Below are 17,379 nucleotides of genomic sequence, written 5' to 3'. Positions count from 1 at the left end.
GCGCATGCGGCCTTCGGCGGCTACAAGAAGTCCGGCGTCGGGCGCGAGACCCACAAGGTGGCCCTCGAGCACTACCAGCAGACCAAGAACCTGCTGGTCAGCTACGACATCAATCCGATGGGCTTCTTCTAGCCCCGTGCCATTCGGGGCACTGCTCCGAATGGCTTCGATCCTGTCGGCCGCGCCATCCGGCGTGGCCCACACCCCTCCTACTCGCCGACGGGCGCCTGCCAGGCCTGGGTGTTCCAGAGTGGCACGCTGCTCAGGGCATGCTTGAAGCTGCCGCTGGTCTCCTTGGTGCTGTAGACCAGATACAGCAGCGTCTGGTTGTCGGCGTCGAAGATGCGGCGCACCTTGAGGCTCTTGAACAGCACGCTCTTGGATCGGCGGTAGAGCAGCTCGCCACTCGCCGAGGTGTCGATATCTGCCAGCATGGCGGGGGTGATGGGACCGGTCTGACGGCAGGCTAGGCTGCTGTCGGAAGGGTCGGCGAAGTCGAGGTCGGCCTCGATATTGCTGAGGTGGCAGGTCACCCCGGTAACCTTGGGGTCGGTGAGGCTCTCGATCTTGATGTCCTTGGTGGTGAACAGGCCCAGCGAGACATCGCCTACCTCGTTGTCGTTGCCACAGCCGGCAAGCAACAGCGAGAGTGCGGCCAGGGTAAGTAGAGGGGTAGGGCGGGAGCGAACTCGAGGCATCGGGGTTCCTGTCGGTATCGAGGAGAGTCTTCTCTTGGCGGCAGCGTGATTCTACCTCCTCGCGTCGTCCGCCGCCCCCCAAGGTCCGTTCGCGCCGAGCCTTTCGGCCTCCTGCAGCAACTGGCCCAGATGCACGCCCAGCGCCAGATCCTCCTCGATGCCGAAGTGGCGGTAGCGGAGCCGGCCGCGGATATCGATCAACAGCGTGGTGGGAGTGCCCTCCAGTGCCCAGGCGCGCATCGTGCATGGACGAGGATCGTCATCGCGGCTGGCGGAATCGATGCCGACCGGGAAGGTGTAGCGGTTCTCGGCCAGAAAGGCCGCCAGCGCAAGGGGTGTCATCACGTCATGGTGCTCGAAGACGCTGTGAAGCCCCACCACGCTCAGCGGAACATCGACCAGCTGGCGGGCAATCCGCTGGGTCTGCGGCAGTCCGTGGAGGACACAGCCGGGACAGAGCATCTGGAAGACATGGACCAGTACCACGCGCCCGCGCAGCATACCGAGCGTCAAGGGCGTGTCGCAGTTGAGCCAGCGGCTCACCCGCCAGTCGGGTAGTGCGGCCATGGGGACCTCATCGAGCGGCCGTGGGTCCTCTTACTATGGTCGAGAAGATGCCCTGACGGCCAGTCGCCTCTGGAGCCTACGCAGCCGGGCAGCCTAGCCCGATGAGCCCGACATCCAGCGTTCGGCGAGGCGTAGTGCCTGGCCCTGGTTGGTCACCATCGCCAATCGGCCCGCTTCACGGCGCAGGCCGGCGCGGCGCAACTTGAGGATCAGCGGTGCCGGCAGCCCCACGAATACCAGGCCGATGCCACGCTCATGCAGTTCCTCGGCGAGGGTCTGCAGGGCGACGATGGCGGTGGCATCGAGGCTGGGCACGTCGTGCATGTCGAGCAGCATCACGCGGATCTCCCTATCGACGACCTGCAGCGACGAGATCGCCTTCTCGGCGGCGCCGAAGAACAGCGGGCCGTCGATATCGTAGAGGGCCACTTCCGGTGGCAGATCCATGCTGCCGTCATGATCACCCTCGTCGAGCCGACGAGTCTGGGTCACTTCGGCCATGCGGCGGATGAACAGCGCCGCCGCCAGTCCCATGCCCACCGCCACCGCCAGCACCATATCGAATACCACCGTCAGTGCGAAGCAGATCACCAGAATGGCCACATCGCTGGCCGGGGCACTCTTCAGGGTGTGGGCGAAGTGCCGTGCCTCGCTCATGTTCCAGGCGATGATAAACAGCAGGGCAGCCAGTGCCGCCATGGGCACCAGGGCCAGCACTCCGGAGAGCAGTACCACCGCCAGCAGTACCACCAGGGCATGAATGACGGCGGCCAGCGGGGAGAAGGCGCCACTGCGGATATTGGTAGCGGTGCGTGCCAGTGCCGCGGTGGCGGTGATGCCACCGAAGAAGGGCGTGATCATATTGCCCAGCCCCTGGCCCAACAGCTCGGCATTGGGGTCATGGCGGGAGCGGGTAAGGCCATCGGCCACCACGGCGCACAGCAGCGACTCGATGGCGCCCAGCATGGCGATGGCGAGAGCCGGGCCCAGCAGTTCGCGAATCAGATCAAAGTCAACCACCAGCGGAGTGCCGTCCGGACCGGGAAGCTGCCAGGGCAGCACCAGGCCTGGAGCGAAAGGTGGAATGCCGCTGCCGCTCTCGCCGTGAAGGGTCCAGCTGAAGCGCGAGGCGATGGTGTCGATCTCGATGCCGGCGGCTCCCGCGGCCAGGGCCGCCAGGGTACCTACCGCGAGCCCTACCAGCGGAGCAGGAACCGGCAGCTTGAGTCGCGGCCACAGCACCAGGGTGGCGAGCGTGACCAGGCCGATGCTCAGCTCGGCGGGGGCCAGCTCGGGCAGTGCCTTCAGGATGCGCAGCGCATTGTCCGGCGTGCTTTCGCCAAGCTCGAGCGAGAGCCCCAGGAAGTCCGGCAGCTGCAGCAGGGCGATGACCACGGCGATACCGGCGGTAAAGCCCAGTACCACCGGGTAGGGGACGAACTGTATCAGGCTACCCAGTCGCGCCAGGCCCAGGGCCATCAGGATCAGCCCGGCCATCAGGGTGGCGATCAGCAGTCCACCGATGCCGTGGTTGGCGACGATGGGGAACAGGATCACCACGAAGGCGGCGGTGGGGCCGGAGACGTTGAAGCGCGAGCCGCCGGTGAGGGCGATGATCGCGCCGGCGACGATGGCGGTATAGAGGCCGTGCTGGGGGGGAACGCCGGTGGCGATGGCCAGGGCCATGGATAGCGGTACGGCGACGATGCCGATGGTCAGCCCGGCGAGCAGGTCGCGACGCAGCTCGGCGAGGCCGTAGCCTCGGCGCCAGGCAGCAACAAGGGCGCTGCCAGGAAGCGGAACCCGGTAACCGTTGTTATCGGAGGAGCGAGCCATGGCAACTCCTTTGCTTGCTAAATAGCGGAGCCGTTACGTTACGCCTTTATGTTGCGATGCCGCAAGGTTGCCTGGTTCGCTTAACTGGTGAACCGGACCGGGGCCTTCCTGAATGATAGCCCGTTGTTATTCTTTTGATTCCGCCGGGGCATGGCCAGGATGGAGCGAAGTGGTACCGAGAATGGTCTACGCTGGGCTTAGGTCCATCGGACCCGATCGCTTATCTGAATATGTTAAAAGAGGTGTGAGATGACAACTTCAGCGCTATCCGGCAAGACTCCGCTTCGGTATATGCTGCTCTCACTGCTGTTCGTCGCTCCCTTGGCGATGGCCAACGATGGCCATGACCTGACCTTCGAGGGTGATGATACCTTCAATGGCCCGCATGGCGGCCAGGAGATCCATGCCGCCGTCGTCGACGCCGGTTCCGGCGAGGTGGTAGCCACGAAATCCGGTACCGTCTCCGCCGACGAGGCCCCGGCCTTCTCGTTTGACTTTCCCGGCGTGCTGAAGGAGGACGGCAACTACGAGGTGCACTACTGGATCGACTCCAACTTCGGTGGCGGCAGCGAAGGAACCTGCGATCCCAAGGACACCGACCATCAGTGGAACGTATCGCTGGACGCCACCAGCGAAGCACTGACCCATGAAGACACTCATCGGCCAGCAGAGCAGGCTGATGTCTGCGCCACCTTCGAATAATGTGTTCGGGCCGGCCTGACGGATGTCAGCCGGCCTACCTGCGAGCCCCGAAAGATTAGTTAGTCAGTCGACTCCAGGCGTCGCACCAGGTCGTCCATAAAGGTCAGGATGCGCGCCGCGTTGGTGCCGAGGTCGCTGACCCCCAGACGGGAGGCGGAGCGCATGTCTACTCGAGTGCCGTCATCCGTCTCGTTCAGTCGGATCACCACATCATCCTTGAAACCGAACCAGGTCGTGGTTGCCGTGGCCTCGATTCTTGTGTCACTGACCGCGGCAATCTCCCACCCGGCACTGGCTACCCCGGCTTCGGCGGCCTCTAGTACCGCCTCTAGAGGCGCATCGAGTATCAGTGGCTGGATCGCCGGATAGGCGTCGCGCTGCTGCTGTGCGGTCGTTTGGCCGGGATACTCCACCGCATTGGGCGCGGCCCTGCGTGCCTCGATCAGAGCCACGAAGGCGGGCGGGTCCTGCATATCGGTGGTGATGTCATGGATCGGCGGCACCGCCTGGGCCTGCTGAAGCTGCAGCCAGGGCATGGCGACCAGTGCTCCACCGGCCAGTATCACCAGGCTGCCGAGCAGGGCGGGCAGGGCGCGACGAGTGACGAGGGCAATCAGCAGAGCCACCAGACCCAGTCCCGCAGCACCGAGGGCGGTAAAGGCCGCGTAGCGCAGCAGGCCGAAGGCATTCCCCAGGGTAAGCAGATCCATGCGGTAGGCCGGGCCGGAGAGGGCCATCGCCAGGGCCGCCAGGGTGGCGAGGATGCCTCCGGTCAGGGCCATCTTGAAGGCCGGTCCCTGGTGTCTGCGGTCAGTCGTCATTGGCAGGATCCGGTAGCTATCGGTCATCAGCCAGCAGTCATCAGCCAGCATGAAAGGGGGCCGGGTGTGTCCCGGCCCTTTATGATACTGGTTCAGCGTAGCGTATCAGTCGTTGCCATTGCCAGCATGGTGACCGTGACCTTGACCGTGCCCCTTGCCGTGGGCCATGCGGGCGGCCTGCTGCATCTCCTCGAGCTGTTCATCGGTCAGCAGCTCGGCCAGTGCGGCTCGATGCTCGTCGCGCAGCTCCTGGTAAGCCTCGCGACGCTCTTCACGGGAGTCGAAGTCACGATCGCGCAACTCGGCCATCTCGGCATAGTGAGCCTGGCGCAGTTCGCGCAGCTCGTCACGCTCCTCGTCGGAGAGGTCCCAGCCGTCGACCATCGCACGCATGCGGTGCTGCAGATCCTCGGCCGAGGGCTGGTGCCTGTTGGCATGGTGCTCCTCGTGCATCTCGCGGCGTGCCTCGTCGAGAGCGCTCCGCTGCTCGTCACTGAGCAACTCGTCGATACGCTCACGATGCTCCTCGCGCAGCTCGGCCATCGCTTCGCGATGTTCGCGGTGGGCACTCTCGAGGGCTTCGCGAGTCTCCGCATCGAGTCCGGCACGCTCGAAGAGTTCAGCGCGTTTCTCGGCGTGGCGTTCGGCGCGGGCTTCCTGCCACTGCTGGCGGCTCTCGGCATGCTCGCCGGCGCCGGGCGCAGCGCTTGCCTGGAGTGCCAGCGGGGCGATCGCCATGGCGAGGAGGGCGGGGGCAAGCATCTTGCGGTAGCGTCTGGTCTGCATGGGAAGACTCCTGTTTCTCCTAGGTTGACAAGGACTACTCTGCACCGGTCCTGTGCAAGGGTCATGCAGCGAAGGTGCAAAGGTGGTGCAGGTCACTCCTCGGGCTGATACTTGTAGCCGACCCCGTAGACGGAGCGGATCACCTCGCGCTCGGGCCATATATCGGCAATCTTTCTGCGCAGTTTCTTGACGTGGCTGTCGACGGTGCGCTCGGAGACGATGCGGTGGTCCCGGTACATATGATCCATCAGCTGGTCACGGGAAAAGATACGCCCCGGGGCATGCATCATCACCTTGAGCAGCTGGTACTCCACGGCGGTAAGCGAGAGGTCGTGCCCATCCGCCAGGGCACGCCAGCCCTCCTCATCGAGTATCAGGTCACTGCCCAGGGTGTCAGGCTCATTGGCCAGCTGGGTGCGGCGCAGCACCGCCTTGACCCTGGCGACGACCTCTCGCGGACTGAACGGCTTGCAGATGTAGTCATCGGCGCCCAGTTCGAGTCCCAGCAGGCGGTCGACCTCCTCGACCCGGGCGGTAAGCATGATCACCGGCAGGGCAGGCCAGCGCTGACGGATCTCGCGACACAGGGTTAGGCCGTCGGTGCCGGGCAGCATCAGGTCGAGGAGCACCAGCGCCGGTCCCTCGGCGGCCTGGCGCGCCTCCTCCAGCCACGGTAACACGCTGTTGCCATGGTCCAGGTGATGGGGCTCGAAGCCACTGCCGGCCAGGTAGTCGGCCACCAGACGGGCGATCTTGGGTTCATCCTCGACGATCAGGATGCGTTGAGGATGCTCGGCTTGGGTCATGCTCTCTTCTCCTCGAGCGTGGCGTCATCGAGAGGCGGGAAGCTCAGGATCCAGCGTAACCCACCCAGTGGCGAAGGGGCAGCGGTCATCCGGCCGCCGTGGGCCTTCACCAGGGCGGTGGCAATGGAGAGTCCCAGACCACTGCCACCGCTAGCCCGGCTGCGCGACCCCTCGACCCGGTAGAGGCGTTCGGAGAGCCGCGACAGCTGGGAGTCCGGGACCCCCGGTGCGCTGTCATCCCACAGGATTCGGACGCCACGGGGGCCGCTTTCGAGGCTGATGTGCAGTTGCCCGGGGGAGTGCGTGTAGGCGCAGGTGTTATCCAGCAGGTTGCTCCATAGCTGCCGCAGCCGGCTGGCATCACCACGTATCCAGGCCGACTCGGGGATGTCTTGCGCCAGGATAAGGCCGTTGTCGTCGAGCCAGCCGCTGCCTTCGTCGAGACGCTGGCGCAAGCTGTCGGCGATATTGAGTGGTGCCAGCTGAACCTCCAGGGCGCCGGCATCACTTTGCGAGAGCAGCCGCAGGTCGGCGACCAGGCGCTCGAGCTGCTTCACCTCCTGGGAGAGCGAGTGCAGGCTTTCGTGCTCCAGGGGCCGGATGCCGTCCTGCATCGCCTCGATCTCTCCGCGCAGCACCGCCAGCGGTGTACGCAGCTCGTGGGCAATATCCGAGACCCAGCGGCTGCGCGCCTCACGACTGGCTTCCAGGGTGGCGGCGAGGATATTGAAGTCACGCGAGAGGCGAGACAGTTCATCACGGCCGCGCTCTGGCAGGCGGATGCTGTAATCCCCTTCGGTCAGGCGCAGGGTGGCCTGGGCCATGCCGCGGGTACGGCGCCCCAGCCACCAGGAGAGACCGCCGGCCAGCAGCAGCGAGGCCAGGCCGAGAGCGCCGGTAATGATGCCCAGGTTACGCTGCTGGCGGGTCAGGAAGACGTGCTCCATGCGGGCCATCAGCTGCTCCGGCGGGCGGTAACCGAGGGTCCCGACCCGTTGACCCTCGTGCTCGATGGGCAGCCAGTGCAGGGTGGCGGCTTCCTCGTCGTTGTTGGGGGGCAGGCCGATTACCGGCAATCCCTCGGCATCGTGAAGCACGAAGTCCTTGGGGTCGCCCAGTCGCCGCTCCAGCCCCATCGGCGGAGGACCGGCACCTGGCCATAGCTGGTGACGCACCAGACGGTACCAGGCTCGGGGCGAGGCGCGTAGCCACTGCCAGTCGCCGCGGCGTGACCACTCATCGGCGAGACCCTTGACGATGGTCTCGGCGCGCTGGGTCTGGGTCTTGTCCAGATACTCGAGGAAGCCCTGGTCGAGGCTTCGTGACACCGCCAGGAACACCAGGCCCGAGATGGCCACATTCACCGACAGGATGACCACGAACAGCTTGATGCCCAGCCGGGAGATGGCGGGGCGTGGCAGAGTCAGGCGCATGATTGCCTCACCGGGGACAGAGTGGGCCAACAGCATAACCTCGAGCGGCGCAGCCAATCGTCATGCAATGTGCAAACCCCATGCAAGGAGCAAACCCTGTAAACGGTGAAAGCGCCGTGCAAGGAGGCTCACAGCGTCAGCAGGAACAGGATCAGTGGCGGCGACAGCAGGGAGAGCAGAAAGCCGGAGACCACCGCGACCGGCACGCAGCCGACACCGCCATGCTGCTGAATCACCGGCAGGGTGAAGTCCATGGAGGTGGCGCCGCCGTAGCCGATGGCCAGGGCGGCGTGTCGGCGGATCACCAGCGGGATCAGCACGAAGGCGACGAGCTCGCGGGTCAGGTCGTTGAAGAAGGCGACACCGCCCAGTGCCGGCCCCAGGGCATCGCCCACCAGAATGCCTGACAACGAGTACCAGCCAAAACCGGCGGCCATGGCCAGCCCCTCGTTCCAGCGCAGGTCCAGCAGTGGGGCGGCGAGCAGGCCGCCGACGAGCGAGGTGGCGGCAAGGGTGAGGGCAATGGCCAGGCCGTGGTGATTGAGCAGGATCTGGCGTAGCGGCATGCCGGAGTTGCGCAGCTGGCAGCCGATCAGGGCCAGCAGGAGATAGAGAACCCACTCGGCCAGGGTCTCGGCCATGGCGTGGAGCGGCAGGTTGGTCAGTCGGTCGGCGGCCAATCCCAGCGCCACGCCGAGGACTACCACACCGACCAGGGCCAGCGAGCCGGCCATGGCAGCGAGCTTGCTGGTCGGGGCGCCGGGCACCACGCGGGCGGGGTCGGCGGTGAGCCCCAGGCGCCGCGACAGCCACCAGAGCCCGGCCAGGTTGCAGGCCGATGTCACCACGAACAGCGTCAACGCCTGGCCGCCCATGCGTGACAGCTGCCCGGCGAGATTATCGAGGCCGGCGAGGCTGAAGCCCATCAGCAGCAGGATGCCATAGACCGAGGCATTGACCCCCTGGTTGATCGCCGTCAGCACGGTGGGGTGACGGACCGGTATCAGGTAACCCGCTACCAGGGGCAGCAGCACGATCAGCAGGCCGCTCAGCATGGAGACTCCCTTCCCTATATTGGCCGCCCCGTGGCGGCGCCTCGAAAGCGGCTACTCTAGCAGGCGCACTCGAGGCGCCCAACCGCTGAAGTGACATTAGTCAGGGAGGGTCAGCCTGCTCAGTCTCAGCTGGCTGCGGCGCTTGCCATCACGATGATAGTCGACCGACAGCAGCAGCCCGGGAACCTCGGGGTGGAAGCGGAACAGCAGCCTGCGATCCGGTTCGTCGACCTCCCAGGCTTCGGCCGTGATCGCCTCGAAGCTGCCCGCGGGCAGCGTGATCCGTGAGCGGCCCTGAGTGTGGACCCTGAGGCGCTCTTCGCGCCCCTTGTGATCCAGGTAGCGGATATCGCAGGGGCTGTCGGCACAATCGCCACTGATGATACGGCGGGAAAACGCGAAGAGAGCCGTCTGACGATCCGGCAGCGCCTCGAGAGGCTCGGCATCGAGTTGATAGCTGTCACCGACGCCCAGCAGTGCGTAGCCACTGGCGTAATAGAGCGACTGAACCCCCTCGTCCTGGAGCATGAATCGGCCGCGCTCACTGCCGCGGGCGACCTGGATATTGGTCTCCATCAGGCTTTCCCAGTAGTCCCCCTCCCGGCTGAGACGGTGGTCGACATAGGCGGCCGGCCAGCCCTCGACCTCGAGGCGGTAGCGCGCGCTGAAGGGCCGCGGGGCTATCGAGTGGGCAGAGGCAGCCTGAAGGGGGGCGCTATGCTGGGGTGAGGGCGACGGTGCCGGTGCATTGGCCAGGGCCATCAGCGGCAGGCAGGCGAGCAGCCAGGGCGCCAGGCAGGCCAGCTGGCCGCCGCGCCGGGACCACCGTATGGCACGCTGGGACATGGTCGCTCTCCGTCATGGGAAAAGAACAGGCCGGCAGAGGCCTGTTGCCTAAGAGGCCTGGCCCAGCCTGAAGTTCCCCTTTGCCGGAGGGTGCCGGCCGGGCCTTCAGTAGCCGGCCCCGGGGTCCACCGTCTCCAGGGGCTCGCCGGCTTCGAAGGCCCGCAGCGCCGAGACCACCTGATCCAGAGCCACCTCCAGTGGTGTCGGCCCGGCCATGTGCGGGGTCACCCACACCCGCGGATGGGACCAGAGCGGGCTCGTCTCGGGCAGGGGCTCCTCGGGAAAGGCATCGAGGAGGGCGCCGCGCAGCCGTCCCTCGACAGTGCCGTCGCCGAGGGCGTCGAGCAGGGCCGCCTCATCGATCAGGGTGCCTCGCCCCGGGTTGATCAGGCTGGCGCCCTCGGGCAGCAGGGCGAGGGTTCGCGCATTGATGATGTGCCGGGTGGCGGCAGTGTCGGGCAGCAGCAGCACCAGGCTCTTCACCTGACTCAGCAGCGCCTCCAGGCCGCTATCGCCGTGGTGGCAGGCGATGCCATCGAGATGCTTGGGCGAACGGCTCCAGCCATGGACCGGGAAGCCGTCGGCGGCCACCATGGCCGCCACCTTGGCCCCGATGGCCCCGAGCCCCAGCACGCCTACCGGCCAGTCGGCCTTGTCGCACATGGTGTGCTCCCGCCACTCTCGTGCATGTTGCTGGCGATGGTAGCGGTCGAAGTCGCGCTGGAAGTGCAGCAGGCCATAGCGCACATAATCGCCGATCGGCTCGGCCATGCCGGCGTCGCGTAGCTTGACGATGGGCACTCCGGTCGGGAGCCGGGGGTTGTTCAGCAGGGCATCCACCCCGGCGCCCAGGTTGACGATGCCCTTGAGCGATCCGAGCTCGCTCAGCAGCGACTCCGGGGGCTTCCACGCCGCCAGGTAGTCGGCTTCGCGGCGCTTGGCGGCCGGTGCTGCGCTGGTGAAGACCTCGGCCTCGGGGAGTCGGGCCGCCAGCGCTTCCTGCCAGCGCCTGGGCTCGTCGTTGTGGACCAGTACCTTCATGTTTCCTCCCGGGTGACGTGATGCCTCCATCATCTACGGAGCGGTGACCATGAACAAGCCCGTTACCCCGGGGCTCTCAACATAAGGAAGTGCTTGACCCTCTACCATGGGTAGGCAGTAACCTTCATGCTATGGGGCACCCCCCACTGCCTGGTGCGACTGAGCGGCCCGAAACCGTTCAGGCATCTCGTCAGTGATCATGACCCTGGCCCGGCCTTCTCCTCGTCGAGAGGGCCGATTTTCTTGATGTTGCTTTGGCGAGTGGCCCAATGACCCAGGTAAACCTGCCCTTCACTCGAGAGGAATATGCCACCCGACTGTGGAAGGTACGTGCCGAGATGGCCGGTCGTGGCATCGATGTGCTGATCGTCAGTGACCCCTCCAACATGGCCTGGCTGACGGGCTATGACGGCTGGTCATTCTATGTGCATCAGTGCGTACTGGTCGGACTCGAGGGCGAACCGGTATGGTATGGCCGTCGCATGGATGCCAATGGGGCCCTGCGCACCTGCTGGATCGATGCGGACAACATTACCTACTATCCGGACTACTATGTTCAGAATCCGGACATGCACCCCATGGAGTATCTGGCCCAGTCGATCATGCCCGATCGTGGCTGGCACGAGGGGGTGGTGGGCATGGAGATGGATAACTACTACTTCTCCGCCAAGGCCTATCAGAGCCTGCTGCGTGAGCTGCCCCACGCGCGTTTCATGGATGCCAATGGCCTGGTCAACTGGTGCCGTGCCATCAAGTCGCCCCAGGAGGTCGAGTACATGCGGGTGGCGGCGAAGATCGTCGAGGGCATGCATTCGCGTATCCTCGAGGTGATCGAGCCGGGGTTGCCCAAGAGCAAGCTGGTCTCGGAGATCTACCGGGTGGCCATCGAAGGGTACCGGGATGAGCATGGCCAGGTATTCGGCGGTGACTATCCGGCCATCGTGCCGATGCTGCCGACCGGCCAGGACGCCGCCGCGCCCCACCTGACCTGGGACGATACGCCCTTTCGCAAGGGCGAGGGTACCTTCTTCGAGATCGCCGGGGTCTACAAGCGCTACCATGCGCCGATGTCGCGGACTGTCTTTCTGGGCAAGCCCCCGACGGAGTTCGTGCGTGCCGAGTCGGCCCTGCTCGAGGGCATCGAGAGTGGACTCGAGGTGGCCAGGCCCGGCAACCGCACAGCCGACATCGCCATGGCGCTGGGCGCGGCCATGGACAAGTACGGCTTCGACCGGGGGGGCGCGCGCTGTGGCTACCCCATCGGCATCAGCTACCCGCCGGACTGGGGCGAGCGCACCATGAGTCTGCGCCCCTCCGACGAGACCATCCTGCAGCCGGGCATGACCTTCCACTTCATGCCCGGCCTGTGGGAGGACGACTGGGGCCTGGAGATCACCGAGAGCATCCTGATCACCGAGAGCGGCTGCGAGACCCTGGCCAACTTTCCGCGCCAGCTCTTTGTACGCTGAAAGAATGCGATAACCGCCAGGTGAGGGGCGCCGGGGGTAGGCCAAAGGGGAGGTCCGAGGACCAGGGATGGCCGAGGTAGCGCCCAGGGACGGGTTCACAGCGCCTCCCCGCAGGCCTGTCGCCGGTTAAGCCCCGAGCGGCTGCCTGCTAACACAGAACAAGGAGTTTCACACCATGACCAAGCGTCCCAGCCCCATCAGCGCCACCGTCGACTTCGACGCCGACGGCGTCCAGCACGGCTTTCTCAAGCTGCCCATCTCGGTGGACGACTCCGCCTGGGGGGCGGTGATGATCCCGGTTACCGTGATCAAGAACGGCGAGGGTCCCACGGCCCTGCTGACCGGCGGCAACCACGGTGACGAGTACGAGGGCATCACCTCGCTGCTCAAGCTGTCGAGCGCGCACGAGGCCGAGGAGGTCAACGGCCGGGTAATCATCGTGCCATGCATGAACCAGCCGGCGGTGATGGCCGGCAAGCGAACTTCCGGCCTCGATGGCGGCAACCTCAATCGCAGCTTCCCCGGCGACCCCGATGGCAGCGTGACCGAGAGGATCGCCGACTACTTCACCCGGGTAATGGTGCCGATGAGCGATGTGGTACTCGACCTGCACTCCGGTGGGCGCACCCTGGACATCATCCCCTTCGGCGCCTCCCATGTGCTGGATGACCCCGAACAGCAGCGCAAGGCCCTGGAGGGTGCCAAGGCCTTCGGTGCGCCCTACGCCATGATCATGTTCGAGCTCGATGCCGCCGCGCTTTTCGATACCGCGGTGGAGAGCCAGGGCAAGATCTTCGTGGCCACCGAACTGGGCGGCGGCGGCACCTCCACCCCGGAGAGCCTGGCCATCACCGAGCGCGGCGTGCGCAACTTCCTGATCCACTATGGCCTGCTGGAAGGGGAAGTGGAGATGCCCGCCGAGCCTCAGGTCTATCTCGATATGCCCGATGCCAGCTGCTACGTGCAGAGCGAACACAGCGGTGTGCTGGAGCTCTGCTTTGCCCTGGGCGAACGGGTCGAGAAGGGCGAGGTGGTGGCGCGTGTCTATGACATGACGCGCAGCGGCACCGCACCGGTGGCGTATTACGCCAATCGCAGCGGTGTGCTGGCGGCGCGGCGCCACCCGGCGCTGGTCAACATGGGCGATACCATTGCGGTGATCGCCGATATCGTCGACTCCCTGGATTGAGGCGACCAGCATCACGATGAAACTTGACCGTTATGACCTGAAGATCCTCGAGATCCTCTCCCGAGATGGGCGCATCACCAAGTCCCGGCTGGCCGAGGCGATCAACCTGTCGGTCAGCCCCTGCTGGGAGCGGGTACGTCGGCTGGAGAGGGCCGGCATCATCGAGGGGTACAGCGCTCGCATCAATGCCGAGGCACTGGTGAGACGCACGCCGGTGTGGGTGCAGGTGGAGCTCAAGGCGCACAATGCCGAGAGCTTCGCGCGGTTCGAGGCGCTGGTACATGCCACGCCCGAGGTCACCGAGTGCGTGGCGGTGGGCGGTGGCGTCGACTACCTGATCAAGGTCGAGGCCGCCTCCATCGATGCCTATCAGCGTCTGATCGATGACTGGCTGACCGGTGATGCCGGCATCGAGCGCTACTTCACCTATATCGTCACCAAGGCGGTGAAGCGTCCCACCCCTGGGGTCTGCATCGAGGATCTCGGCTGAGCGCGATGTTACCGTTGAAGTCTCATCGATGCATGTGTCTTAAGCTGCTGTCAGAAGGGTGAGCGATGCTCATTCGGCCGGGCATTCATACCGGCATGATACCGTCGGTCCCGGCTCGTGTTGGAACGTGCCCCGGAAGGGTTCAAGCTCACCTGACGCAGAGAGACCACAATGTCCTATTTCACGATAGCCGGGGTGCAGATGCACGCCCTGCACCACGGTGACAATACCCAGGCCATGCGCCACCGGATTGACGTGCTGATGAGCCGCTTCCCCCAGGTGCAGATGGTCCTGTTCAGCGAGCTGATGCCCTTGGGGGCGTCGCCTCACCATGCGCAGCCGCTGCCCAGCGACGCCGAAGCGATGTTCTGCCAGATCGCTGAGCAGCATCGCATCTGGCTGATTCCCGGCTCGATGTTCGAGCAGACCGAAGGCGGTATCTTCAATACGCTCTCGGTGATCAACCCCCATGGTCAGGTGGTGGCTCGCTTTCGCAAGATGTTCCCCTTCCGTCCCTACGAGGCGGGGGTGGAGAGCGGCGCCGAGTTCGTGACCTTCGATGTGCCCAACGTGGCTCGCTTCGGGGTCTCGATCTGCTACGACATGTGGTTCCCCGAGACCACCCGCACCCTGGCGGCCATGGGGGCCGAGGTGATCCTGCACCCGACCATGACCGATACCATCGATCGAGACATCGAGCTGTCCATCGCTCGCACCAATGCGGCAGTCAACCAGTGCTACTTCTTCGATATCAATGGTGCCGGCGCCCTAGGCAACGGGCGCTCCATCGTGGTGGGGCCTTCCGGCGACGTCATTCACCAGGCGGGTACCGGTGAGGAAGTCATGCCCGTCGAGGTCGACATCGGCCGAGTGCGCCGCGAGCGTGAAACCGGACTGCGTGGCCTGGGCCAACCGCTGAAGAGTTTCCGCGACCGTACGGTCGACTTCTCGCTGTATCGCAGCGAGACAGGCTCGAGCCCTTACCTCGATACCCTGGGCCCGCTGGCCAAGCCGGTCCGAGCCGACATCGAGGAGTATTAATCCCACGCCTTCCCCACACACCGATGGAGCGACCACGATGAGCAAAATAACAACCATTGCCGACGTACGCCGCCACTTCCTCAATAACAAGGAGCCGGTCTACTTCATCTCGGCCACCAACTTCAATCTGCTGGGCATCGGCGACTGGGTGGGCAACTTTCGTCATATCAACTTCATCGACTGCTTCGAGGGTCAGCAGCGCAATGTTTTCGTGCCCAAGGAGAAGTTTCCACGCGACTTCGAGAGCATCGAGGACATCAACAACTACCTCCTCGAGCACAAGGAGGTCATCGACTTTATCCAGTCGCGTGCCAACGGCGACAATGCGGGCACGGCCGCCTTCCTGATGTTCGACGAGCACACCGAGGAGATCTGCGAGCAGCTCGGCCTCAAGGTGGCGTTCCCTCCGGCCAAGCTGCGCTCGCGCATGGACAACAAGGTCGAGACGGTACGCATCGGCAACAAGGCCGGTGTGCCCAGCGTGCCCAACGTGCTGGCCCGGGTGGGCAGCTATCAGGAGCTGTGTGAGGTGAGCAAGGAGCTCGGCACCGACCTGGTGGTGCAGACCGCCTTCGGCGACTCCGGCCACACCACCTTCTTCATCTCCAGTGAAGAGAGTTATTACAAGCACGCCGAGGAGATCGAGGCCGAGCCCGAGGTCAAGATCATGAAGCGTATCAACTGCCGTGGTTCGGCCATCGAGGCCTGTGCTACCCGTTGCGGTACCGTGGTAGGCCCGCTGATGACCGAGCTGGTTGGCTTCAAGGCGCTGACGCCCTACAAGGGTGGATGGTGTGGCAACGAGATGTTCGCCGGCGCCTTCGACCAGTCGATCCGTGACAAGGCCCGGGAGTACACCTTCAAGTTCGGCGAGGCGCTTCGCGAGGAGGGGTATCGTGGCTATTTCGAGCTCGATTTCCTGATCGACATGGACAGCGGTGAGGTCTATCTCGGCGAGCTCAACCCAAGGGTCACCGGCGCCAGCTCGCTGACCAACGTGGCGGCCTTCGCCCACTCCGACATCCCGCTGTTTCTGTTCCATCTGCTGGAGTTTTCCGACGTCGATTTCGATCTCGACATCAGCGAGATCAACGAGCGCTGGGCGCATCCCGAGAGCGTCGACAGCTGGTGTCAGCTGGTGATCAAGCACACCGACGAAAGTGTCGATCTGCTGACCCAGGCGCCGCGCACCGGGGTCTGGAAGATGGCCGATGACGGCAGCATTAACTACGACCACTACAACTATCACCCCCACGCGGCAGAAGACGAGAGCGAGGGCTTCTTCCTGCGCATCAGCGGGGCGGGAGACTTCCGCTACGAGGGCGCCGACCTCGGCATCCTGATCACCCGTGGCCGCCTGATGGATGACGACTTCCAGCTTACTGAGCGCGCCCAGGCCTGGATCCAGGGCATCCGCGGCCAGTACGAAGGTCAGTCGCTCCAGGATCCGGTGGTGGAGGAGGTGGCCGTCAGCCATGCCGTCGGCGGCGGCAACTTCAAGATCCTGTGAATACCGGGACCGGCTACTCTTCGTCGCGGGAGGTACCACCGAGCGACATGAACAAGATGCTCGACTTTCGGACCGTGCACGAAGAGGTTGCGGGAGCCCGTTGGCAAGCGCTGTTCCAATACCACTGGCCGGCCTACGAGCAGTGGTACTTGAGCGAGGGGGAGCGGGAGCGGCCGGGGTATCTCACCTGCTACAACGCGCTGCGAAAGCACATGCCGGAGCTTACCGATACCTATCGCACGCTCTGCGAGCTGGCCGGGGGGGGGGATCTCGCCGCGCGTTTCTTGAGCCTCTATCAGCCGCCCCCCTATATCACCGGCTGCTCCCAGGCGGTGCTGGCGAACCCCGCCTCCACGCTGCTGGTACGCAACTACGACTACCCTCCGGAGCTCTGCGAGGGGACCATCCTCTACACCCGCTGGAACGAGCGGCGGGTAATCGCCATGACCGACTGCCTGTGGGGCGTGCTCGACGGCATGAACGACCGAGGGCTCGCCGTGTCGCTGGCCTTCGGTGGCAGCAAGGCCGTGGGGCAGGGCTTCGGTGCGCCGATCATCCTGCGCTACCTGCTGGAGTTCTGTGACAGCGTGGCCGAGGCGGCCGATGCCCTGGCGCGCATTCCCACTCACATGGCCTACAACATCACCGTGGCCGACGCCGCCGGGCGCTACGTCACAGCGATGATCGGCCCTGACCGCCCCGCCAGCATTCGGCGTGTGCCGGTGGCGACCAACCATCAGAAGAAGATCGAGTGGTATGCCCACGCCCTGGCCTCGGAGACGCTGATCCGCGAGCGCCAGCTGTCGATCCTGGTGGGCGACGAGGCCACCACCGAGGAGCGGCTGATCTCCGCCTTCGCATCGCCGCCGCTGTTTCGCCACGACTATCGCCGCGGGTTGGGAACGGTCTATACCGCGGTCTATCGCCCCGCGACGGGGCACGCACAGTTTCACTGGCCCGGCCTGGTCCTCGATCTGGGTTTCGACCACTTTCCCGAGGAACGAATCACCGTGCGCTATGGCGCGCGGGGCCTGTATGCCGGCTGATTTCGGCCCGCTCGCCGCCGCTACGTCGCGGCGGTGTGTTCAA

Annotated in this window: 18 protein-coding genes; 8 read left to right on the top strand and 10 right to left on the bottom strand. The window is 65.1% G+C overall.

Annotated features, from left to right (window positions below; translation table 11 throughout):
* Positions 1-132, top strand: a 132-nt coding sequence (locus IOC61_RS06960; RefSeq protein WP_195688139.1) for an aldehyde dehydrogenase family protein, incomplete at its 5' end; no start/stop codon positions are given.
* Positions 133-209: 77 nt separating this feature from the next.
* On the opposite strand, the gene IOC61_RS06955 is transcribed toward IOC61_RS06960, so the two are convergent.
* From IOC61_RS06955 to dauA, 3 genes are all read right to left on the bottom strand, one after another.
* Complete coding sequence (locus tag IOC61_RS06955) at positions 210-698, bottom strand: CreA family protein (RefSeq protein WP_195688138.1); 489 nt, start codon at positions 696-698, stop codon at positions 210-212.
* Positions 699-749: 51 nt separating this feature from the next.
* A complete protein-coding gene (locus IOC61_RS06950; protein WP_195688137.1) occupies positions 750-1,265 on the bottom strand; it encodes a TlpA disulfide reductase family protein in 516 nt (171 codons plus the stop codon).
* Between the two features lie 93 nt (positions 1,266-1,358).
* A complete protein-coding gene (gene dauA, locus IOC61_RS06945; protein ID WP_195688136.1) occupies positions 1,359-3,101 on the bottom strand; it encodes a C4-dicarboxylic acid transporter DauA in 1,743 nt (580 codons plus the stop codon).
* A gap of 249 nt (positions 3,102-3,350) precedes the next feature.
* Between dauA and IOC61_RS06940 the strand changes: the two genes are divergently transcribed.
* Positions 3,351-3,803: a hypothetical protein gene (locus IOC61_RS06940; RefSeq protein WP_229332980.1), complete on the top strand. Its 453-nt coding sequence runs from the start codon at positions 3,351-3,353 to the stop codon at positions 3,801-3,803.
* 59 nt (positions 3,804-3,862) lie between these two features.
* On the opposite strand, the gene IOC61_RS06935 is transcribed toward IOC61_RS06940, so the two are convergent.
* The 7 genes from IOC61_RS06935 to IOC61_RS06905 all read right to left on the bottom strand — a co-directional run bounded on the left by IOC61_RS06935 (position 3,863) and on the right by IOC61_RS06905 (position 10,591).
* Positions 3,863-4,624, bottom strand: a complete 762-nt coding sequence (locus IOC61_RS06935) for a DUF1499 domain-containing protein (protein ID WP_195688135.1) — start codon at positions 4,622-4,624, stop codon at positions 3,863-3,865.
* Positions 4,625-4,729: 105 nt separating this feature from the next.
* Complete coding sequence (locus IOC61_RS06930; RefSeq protein ID WP_195688134.1) at positions 4,730-5,410, bottom strand: hypothetical protein; 681 nt, start codon at positions 5,408-5,410, stop codon at positions 4,730-4,732.
* 92 nt (positions 5,411-5,502) lie between these two features.
* Positions 5,503-6,216 carry a response regulator gene (locus IOC61_RS06925; protein WP_195688133.1) on the bottom strand — a complete coding sequence of 238 codons (714 nt, stop codon included), beginning with the start codon at positions 6,214-6,216 and terminating at the stop codon, positions 5,503-5,505.
* Positions 6,213-7,649, bottom strand: coding sequence for an ATP-binding protein (locus IOC61_RS06920; protein WP_195688132.1), 1,437 nt, complete (start codon positions 7,647-7,649; stop codon positions 6,213-6,215). The genes IOC61_RS06925 and IOC61_RS06920 overlap by 4 nt, the downstream gene beginning before the upstream one ends.
* 128 nt (positions 7,650-7,777) lie before the next feature.
* Complete coding sequence (locus IOC61_RS06915) at positions 7,778-8,704, bottom strand: lysine exporter LysO family protein (RefSeq protein ID WP_195688131.1); 927 nt, start codon at positions 8,702-8,704, stop codon at positions 7,778-7,780.
* A gap of 96 nt (positions 8,705-8,800) precedes the next feature.
* On the bottom strand, positions 8,801-9,550 hold the full coding sequence (locus IOC61_RS06910; protein ID WP_195688130.1) for a hypothetical protein: 750 nt from the start codon (positions 9,548-9,550) through the stop codon (positions 8,801-8,803).
* Between the two features lie 105 nt (positions 9,551-9,655).
* Positions 9,656-10,591, bottom strand: coding sequence for a 2-hydroxyacid dehydrogenase (locus IOC61_RS06905; protein WP_195688129.1), 936 nt, complete (start codon positions 10,589-10,591; stop codon positions 9,656-9,658).
* Positions 10,592-10,860: 269 nt separating this feature from the next.
* Between IOC61_RS06905 and doeA the strand changes: the two genes are divergently transcribed.
* The 6 genes from doeA (at position 10,861) to IOC61_RS06875 (ending at position 17,336) form a co-directional block, all read left to right on the top strand.
* Positions 10,861-12,060, top strand: a complete 1,200-nt coding sequence (doeA, locus tag IOC61_RS06900) for an ectoine hydrolase DoeA (RefSeq protein WP_195688128.1) — start codon at positions 10,861-10,863, stop codon at positions 12,058-12,060.
* 175 nt (positions 12,061-12,235) lie between these two features.
* Positions 12,236-13,249: a N(2)-acetyl-L-2,4-diaminobutanoate deacetylase DoeB gene (doeB, locus tag IOC61_RS06895; protein WP_195688127.1), complete on the top strand. Its 1,014-nt coding sequence runs from the start codon at positions 12,236-12,238 to the stop codon at positions 13,247-13,249.
* Between the two features lie 16 nt (positions 13,250-13,265).
* Entirely contained in the window at positions 13,266-13,739 is a 474-nt protein-coding gene (locus tag IOC61_RS06890; RefSeq protein WP_195688126.1) for an Lrp/AsnC family transcriptional regulator, read from the top strand.
* A gap of 171 nt (positions 13,740-13,910) precedes the next feature.
* Positions 13,911-14,780, top strand: a complete 870-nt coding sequence (locus IOC61_RS06885; protein WP_195688125.1) for a carbon-nitrogen hydrolase family protein — start codon at positions 13,911-13,913, stop codon at positions 14,778-14,780.
* Positions 14,781-14,817: 37 nt separating this feature from the next.
* Positions 14,818-16,290, top strand: coding sequence for a biotin carboxylase (locus IOC61_RS06880; protein WP_195688124.1), 1,473 nt, complete (start codon positions 14,818-14,820; stop codon positions 16,288-16,290).
* 47 nt (positions 16,291-16,337) lie between these two features.
* Complete coding sequence (locus IOC61_RS06875; RefSeq protein ID WP_229332979.1) at positions 16,338-17,336, top strand: C45 family autoproteolytic acyltransferase/hydolase; 999 nt, start codon at positions 16,338-16,340, stop codon at positions 17,334-17,336.
* Positions 17,337-17,379: the final 43 nt, after the last annotated feature.

Source organism: Halomonas sp. KAO, assembly GCF_015595025.1.
Taxonomy (GTDB): Bacteria; Pseudomonadota; Gammaproteobacteria; order Pseudomonadales; family Halomonadaceae; genus Halomonas.
This window is presented reverse-complemented; position numbering and strand designations above follow the sequence as displayed.

Bases quoted from the DNA above. Each gene is read 5' to 3' on its own strand.
- IOC61_RS06955 (WP_195688138.1), bottom strand. From the start codon at position 698: ATGCCTCGAGTTCGCTCCCGCCCTACCCCTCTACTTACCCTGGCCGCA.
- IOC61_RS06950 (WP_195688137.1), bottom strand. From the start codon at position 1,265: ATGGCCGCACTACCCGACTGGCGGGTGAGCCGCTGGCTCAACTGCGAC.
- dauA (WP_195688136.1), bottom strand. From the start codon at position 3,101: ATGGCTCGCTCCTCCGATAACAACGGTTACCGGGTTCCGCTTCCTGGC.
- IOC61_RS06940 (WP_229332980.1), top strand. From the start codon at position 3,351: ATGACAACTTCAGCGCTATCCGGCAAGACTCCGCTTCGGTATATGCTG.
- IOC61_RS06935 (WP_195688135.1), bottom strand. From the start codon at position 4,624: ATGACGACTGACCGCAGACACCAGGGACCGGCCTTCAAGATGGCCCTG.
- IOC61_RS06930 (WP_195688134.1), bottom strand. From the start codon at position 5,410: ATGCAGACCAGACGCTACCGCAAGATGCTTGCCCCCGCCCTCCTCGCC.
- IOC61_RS06925 (WP_195688133.1), bottom strand. From the start codon at position 6,216: ATGACCCAAGCCGAGCATCCTCAACGCATCCTGATCGTCGAGGATGAA.
- IOC61_RS06920 (WP_195688132.1), bottom strand. From the start codon at position 7,649: ATGCGCCTGACTCTGCCACGCCCCGCCATCTCCCGGCTGGGCATCAAG.
- IOC61_RS06915 (WP_195688131.1), bottom strand. From the start codon at position 8,704: ATGCTGAGCGGCCTGCTGATCGTGCTGCTGCCCCTGGTAGCGGGTTAC.
- IOC61_RS06910 (WP_195688130.1), bottom strand. From the start codon at position 9,550: ATGTCCCAGCGTGCCATACGGTGGTCCCGGCGCGGCGGCCAGCTGGCC.
- IOC61_RS06905 (WP_195688129.1), bottom strand. From the start codon at position 10,591: ATGAAGGTACTGGTCCACAACGACGAGCCCAGGCGCTGGCAGGAAGCG.
- doeA (WP_195688128.1), top strand. From the start codon at position 10,861: ATGACCCAGGTAAACCTGCCCTTCACTCGAGAGGAATATGCCACCCGA.
- doeB (WP_195688127.1), top strand. From the start codon at position 12,236: ATGACCAAGCGTCCCAGCCCCATCAGCGCCACCGTCGACTTCGACGCC.
- IOC61_RS06890 (WP_195688126.1), top strand. From the start codon at position 13,266: ATGAAACTTGACCGTTATGACCTGAAGATCCTCGAGATCCTCTCCCGA.
- IOC61_RS06885 (WP_195688125.1), top strand. From the start codon at position 13,911: ATGTCCTATTTCACGATAGCCGGGGTGCAGATGCACGCCCTGCACCAC.
- IOC61_RS06880 (WP_195688124.1), top strand. From the start codon at position 14,818: ATGAGCAAAATAACAACCATTGCCGACGTACGCCGCCACTTCCTCAAT.
- IOC61_RS06875 (WP_229332979.1), top strand. From the start codon at position 16,338: ATGAACAAGATGCTCGACTTTCGGACCGTGCACGAAGAGGTTGCGGGA.